General features: G+C 55.7%; 3 protein-coding genes. 1 reads left to right on the forward strand and 2 read right to left on the reverse strand.

What is annotated here, in order from left to right; translation table 11 throughout:
- The first annotated feature begins 328 nt into the window (after positions 1-328).
- Positions 329-649, forward strand: a complete 321-nt coding sequence (locus RMSM_RS15835; RefSeq protein ID WP_008698071.1) for a hypothetical protein — start codon at positions 329-331, stop codon at positions 647-649.
- Here the strand turns inward: RMSM_RS15835 and RMSM_RS15840 are convergent.
- Together RMSM_RS15840 and RMSM_RS15845 are read right to left on the reverse strand one after the other, a co-directional pair.
- Positions 615-4,454, reverse strand: coding sequence for a hypothetical protein (locus RMSM_RS15840; protein WP_008698073.1), 3,840 nt, complete (start codon positions 4,452-4,454; stop codon positions 615-617). The two genes, RMSM_RS15835 and RMSM_RS15840, sit on opposite strands and share 35 nt — an antisense overlap.
- Before the next feature lie 232 nt (positions 4,455-4,686).
- Positions 4,687-5,525: 3'-5' exonuclease (locus RMSM_RS15845; RefSeq protein ID WP_236622162.1), on the reverse strand; the 839-nt coding region annotated here is incomplete at its 5' end.

Raw genomic sequence — 5,525 nt, forward strand, 5'->3', positions numbered from 1 at the left:
GGATTTGTACGTTCGCGCTGGATGCGTTAGACATGAGTGTTCAGACTCGTTTTCGTTAATGGAAACCGTCCATACGTTACGGAGGCATGGATCGATGCCAAAAGGATGATGATATCGCTACCTAACCGTCAATCCCGAATCGAATTGACAGGTCATCGGTCCCCTCTTTTCTCGACGGAAACCACGATTCTTCGCCAGCGAATTGGCTTCGAGGCAAGCAAAATTGAATGCAATTCCACCCCGGTTCGTGATCTTACGGCACACCCCCGGCTCTCAAGGGACACGGGGGCAAGACGCTTTGGAACCCGTCCCGCCCCACTTTGATTGGATGTTTGAAGTCGACGGAGCCCTAAAAACCTGGGCCACCGAGCCGTTGGAGTCGTTTCAGGAGGGCGTTTCTACAGAGGTAGAGAAGTTAGCCGATCACCGGGTTCACTATCTCGATTTCCAAGGCGACATCGGAGGCGACCGAGGCGAGGTGCGGCAGGTGATCGCAGGGCACTTCCGCACGATCCAAAGCGATACCGAGCTGTTTGTCGCCGAGATCACGTGGCGGGACGCTCGCGGCCAAGTCCAATCCCGACGCGTCGAGATCGCGGCGGGCTATCTGGAACTTAAAAACGGATCGGCTTCGGCAGCCAGCCCTTAATTCGTTCGGCAACGCCCGTCGGCGGGGCAACCTCGTCGGTTTCTTCTTTGATCACCGGGGTGGGCCGAACTCGCGTGTCATTGAGCAGGAATTGAGCCCAGCGGTTTTTCAGTAGGCGAGCCGACGGAGCCAAGTTGCCACGCTGTAACCCTTGCACCGCTAGAAACGCTTGGCTTTGCAACTCGGCACGCTCTTTGTTCATCGGAAAAAAATCATGCAAATGAACGTCGTCAATCCACAGCTTGCCCGGTGACAAACTATCAATCGTGATTCGCAGTGAGTCCATCGTCATCGGATCGATCTTGTCAGCTTCCACTAACACTTTGCGTGGTTGCCATGTGCCGTTTCGAGGCACGTCGACCTCTTCGGAATGACGGAACGAGGAACCTGCCTGCGTTCCTTCGACCGAGACGCGGATGCGGTGCGGCGTCGTCACTTCACTGGCTTCGCTTCGGACTGCCAATGACACCGCCAAACGGCCGGTTTTGGGAGGCGGGATCGTTTCGCTGACCAACCACGTCTTGGTTGCCATCGCATTGACGGTCGTCAAACAGAGCGATCGTTCTCCTTCGATCGCTTCATGTTCATCAATCCGTACCGCGCCCTCAGGGTACTGAGCATGCATCCATCCGGTGATACCGATGCCACCGACGACTTCGAACCCCGGGTTGGAAAGCACTGCGTAGGGTTCGCTGTCGGCCAGCATGCCCAAGCGTTCGACGACAATCGTGACATCCGATTTTATCTTTTCGATCGTTTGGCTGTCGCCGTGCACACGCGAGACCCAAGTCGAAAGGACTTCGGAGGACTGGGGTTGTTCCGAGCGAATCACTTTCAACTGGCCAGCGTTAAGCGGCACCGTACACTTCAGCATGTCGGCGGTGTGCCGAGTCGCATCGCTAGCTTGCCCCACCTCATTCCAGCGGATCGGCTTTTTCGAAATCACGTCCACTTCGCACGGCCAGGGAGCATGATTGGTCAGGCTGAGCACGAGATGTTGGTTTTCCATTCCCCAACGCACTTGGACGATTTGCGACGTCGCGTCGGGAGATCCAAATTCCTTCATCGCTCGGCTAGGAGCTGCGTTATACGCAAGCAGGACCGGACGCAAATTTTGAGGGAAACTTCCGCCGACGCTGATGTGGTCCACCATGACCACGCGAGGATCGAGGCGGTCGATCAGCTGGCTTAGATGCGGCGCAATCGAGCGGTCGATGATCGTGGCGTGCGAGACCACCGGCGGCGTGGACGCGGCGGTTTCGTTTGCCGAACCCGCAGGCGGTACCGAGGCGAATCGGTGTGAGGTGATATTCAACCCGACCCGGCCCGTGATCGGTTGAAGCTGTGCAACGTAGTGGTCGGCATTTTGTTGGTCCTCAATCTGCTGAGCCAGCGTGGTCCACCCTTCATGCGGGTGCGCTGTCATCGGTACCAAGTTCGATTGCACGGGCGGCCAAGTCATGTCCACTAGCGAGATGCCCGCTTCGGACGATAGGTGAGTCGGCGACAGCTCGGTCAACAGACACAGTTTGCTGCCGAGCAAATGGGAGACCGAGGTGTAAAAATTGCGATTCGATTGAATCGCCCACTTTTGTAGCGAGGCGTGTTTGTCTTGGTGGATCCAGTGTTGGACTTCGCTAGTTGTCGCATCCGGTTTGCCGACCGCGATCGCAAATTGTCGCAAGACTGCTTCGCTCGGCGGATGGGCGGGATCATACGCGGCGGTGTGGTGCGATGCACTGCAGGGGATCGCCACGCCTGCGAAACAGGAATGAGCGGTCGTGTGTTGCAGTAATTCTTGGATCCACGCGTACAACGCTTGTTGGGTGACGGGATCGATCAGCGTGTAGTGTGACAAGGGGGCGCGAATGCGTTGGTGCTTGGCATGTGTTTCCACGTGTCGCATCGTCATTGTGGGGTGGATCCCCACAACCACTTGGAAATCGCTACGGTCCATCAGACTTAGGATCAAATCCAGCCACTGCGTTTGATGTTTGTGATCCGGAGCCACTCGAGAGGCGGGGGTTGGCAAAAACTGAGACGAGGGGAACAGCGTTTTGCCGCCGTCGTTTGCCGAGATGCAAATCGAGTTCACGCCTAGCACAGACGCGTATTCTTGTAATCGTTCGGTAGCCACGAATAATTGATGTAGCGAAATGGCGGTGCTACTGAAATCGGATTTCGCAAGCCGCTGCGCTTCATCGCCCGCCAATCGATCAGGCCAATCAAAATCTTGAACGTTCAAGGTTGACATTCGTGATCGGCTCGGCGGAATGGCTTGGGCGGTTGGCCGATTCACCGCAAAGTTTTGCGGACCCACTTTGATTTCGATCGATTCAATCGCAGCGTCTTGGTCGACATCCAAGTTCGTCAGCCGAAGTTGGTCGTTTCCATGGGGATAATACAGAAACGATTGGCTTCGCCACTGGTTTTGATCGTCGCGATAACGGTCCGCCGCTCGTTTCTCGTCAAGCAAGACATAATGCGTCGACGGGACGTTCGCCGCACCGTCGTTTGTCAACTCGATTTGCACGTGAATGTCACGGTTAGCCGGATAGCGAACGGTGACGTAGTGCGGATGGTCTGGTCGCAATTTGGCAAGACTCGATTCAAAGGTCTTGCCGCCCGGAATAATCGTGATCTTTTGTCCCGCGTCAATCGTGTTGGTGCGCGTGCGATCCTGCTTGATCAAGCTGGACGGAATCAAAGGGTTGTTGTGAGTGTTGAACAACGTTGGCACCGTCCACTGCGATCCTTCGCTAGGCTTGATTTTGGAAACGGTATGCCATGTATCGAAGTCAATTTCACCGTGATGTGACGTCGGTTTGGGCAGCACGGTGAAGACATGGTTTGCTCGGGCAAGCGGTGCGTTGTGCCGGCGCCATCGTGACCACAACGGATTTTGGTTGTGCTCTAACTCAAAACGGACTTCGTAGACACCTGCGTCGGCCGGAGTGGTGTGCTGGAACAAAATCGGTTCGCTGTTGCCATCGGCATCAAGCGAAATCGGTGTTGTTTTGGTGGCAACAACATGGTTGTCCGCCACCCGGATCATCGAACTGTGCAGACGTAGGTCTCCGTCACCGGGAACGTCAGCCGCGTTGCCGCGAACATAAAGTGACATTTCGGAATTGGGTTCGCAAATCATGCCTGACGGCGAAACCCCGTCGGCAGGATCGATCCAAACACGAAGCGAATCATCCTTGGTGCGTTGCAGCGTCCAGCGAGGGCCGTCGTCGCCTGTGCTAGCCGATTGCGAATCCGACAAGAGTTGTGTGATCGGAATCCGCGTGACGGAGGGCGACGGTGACTGAGTCGTGGATGGCGATTCAGCGGAGTCGCTCGCTTCGGTTGCGGGGGTGGCATCGTTCGGGGTGGCGTTGATCGTGATAACGATCTCGGCCGTTTTCGCAGCATGCACGCGGAACGCTGCCGCGCCGGATGTCATCGCAAGCGATGAGTGGAAATGCCAACCAGTCTCTTTGTCCGAACGATGCATCAAACCGCATGTCGCTGGGTCGCTGCAGAGATTTCGGAGTTCCGAGATCGTCGAATTTTCAGACGATTGTCTTGCGGCCGAGTCGATGATTTCGACTTCGACGTTCCAGCGATGAGCGGTTTCGGCGGCCCAGTCAAGCTGTAGATTCAGATCGAGTTGTTCGCCATCCGAAGCGGTTGGTGACGGCGACGCGGACGAAACACTGGTTGCCTGACGCGATGCGTCGTCCTGATGTTCGGTGGAGGGGGGAGCATCCTGCGCGATCGCGGTCGACGCGGCGCTGGTTGCAACGAGCCCAGCAATCAAAAACAGCGTGTGAAAAAGCGCGCAGCCGTGGAGACTCGCCCCGAAATTAAGGGTGAAACGTGACGTTTGCCGGCAAAGACTTCCCTGTCTAGCCATCAACATGCCCCTAGCAGGCTACCTATTTGGAATTGAAAAGATCCATGGAACGAAAAGTCCGATAGAGGACCCTAGCTGGAAACCGCCTTCCGGGTAAAGGTGAGTTCTGAAATGGAAATTTTGCTAGCATTGCTCGCTAGCCGTCGTTGGTTTTGCCAGCTTCTCCGGCGGCGGTCACTTCGCTGGATTCCGTCGCTTCACTGGTTTCGGGCGTATCACTACTTTCGGGCGTTTCGCTCTCGGAGGACGCCTTTGCCTTTTCGACCGTTTTGTCCTGCGGTTTTTCCCAATCACGCCAAGCGTTTAGGTATGCGGTATAGGCTTCGGAGGTATCGGCACGCTGCTGGATCCACTGCTTGGCTTGTTGCACCAACTGCATCTCATTGTCGATCGTGGTTTTGCCCATCAACACCATTGCACGCAGGAAGATAAAGTAGGTGTCGAGCACATCGCAGCGGCAATAGTCGCTGATCTCGGTCAATTTCCCTTCATCGTATTGCTGCTGGACTTGGTCGCCACGCAGATCCATCTTGCCCGGTTTCTTGACCAGCTGAGCGACAAGATTCAGACCGCCGTTACACCGTGCGGCGCCATAATTGGTCAACAATTCTTGCAAATCCAAGTGGGCTTCGGTGGTGAATCGGTTTCGCGGTGATCGATAGCCGTCGTTCTTGAACCACTTGGCCGCCGAGATGCCATAGCGAAACGCCGCCAATTCCATAATCGGCAAATCAAACGAGCGGCCATTGAATGTGACCCATTGCGGTTTGCCGTACATCTCCCAGCCTCGCCAAAAATGTTCGGTAATCACGTGAGGGCGAAAGTGCGGTTCATCGAGTGAAACGATGTCAATCAAGCTGAAGTCTTGTGCCACTTTGGCGATCACCACCGAGATCGGGATCTGGTAGGTGTAAGGGATAAACGTCGTGTCCGTTTTGTTCGACAAGTTCGTCTTGATAGGTCGCGATCGCCTTC

The organism is Rhodopirellula maiorica SM1 (assembly GCF_000346295.1).
Lineage (GTDB): Bacteria > Planctomycetota > Planctomycetia > Pirellulales > Pirellulaceae > Novipirellula > Novipirellula maiorica.

Bases quoted from the DNA above. Each gene is read 5' to 3' on its own strand.
- RMSM_RS15835 (WP_008698071.1), top strand. From the start codon at position 329: ATGTTTGAAGTCGACGGAGCCCTAAAAACCTGGGCCACCGAGCCGTTG.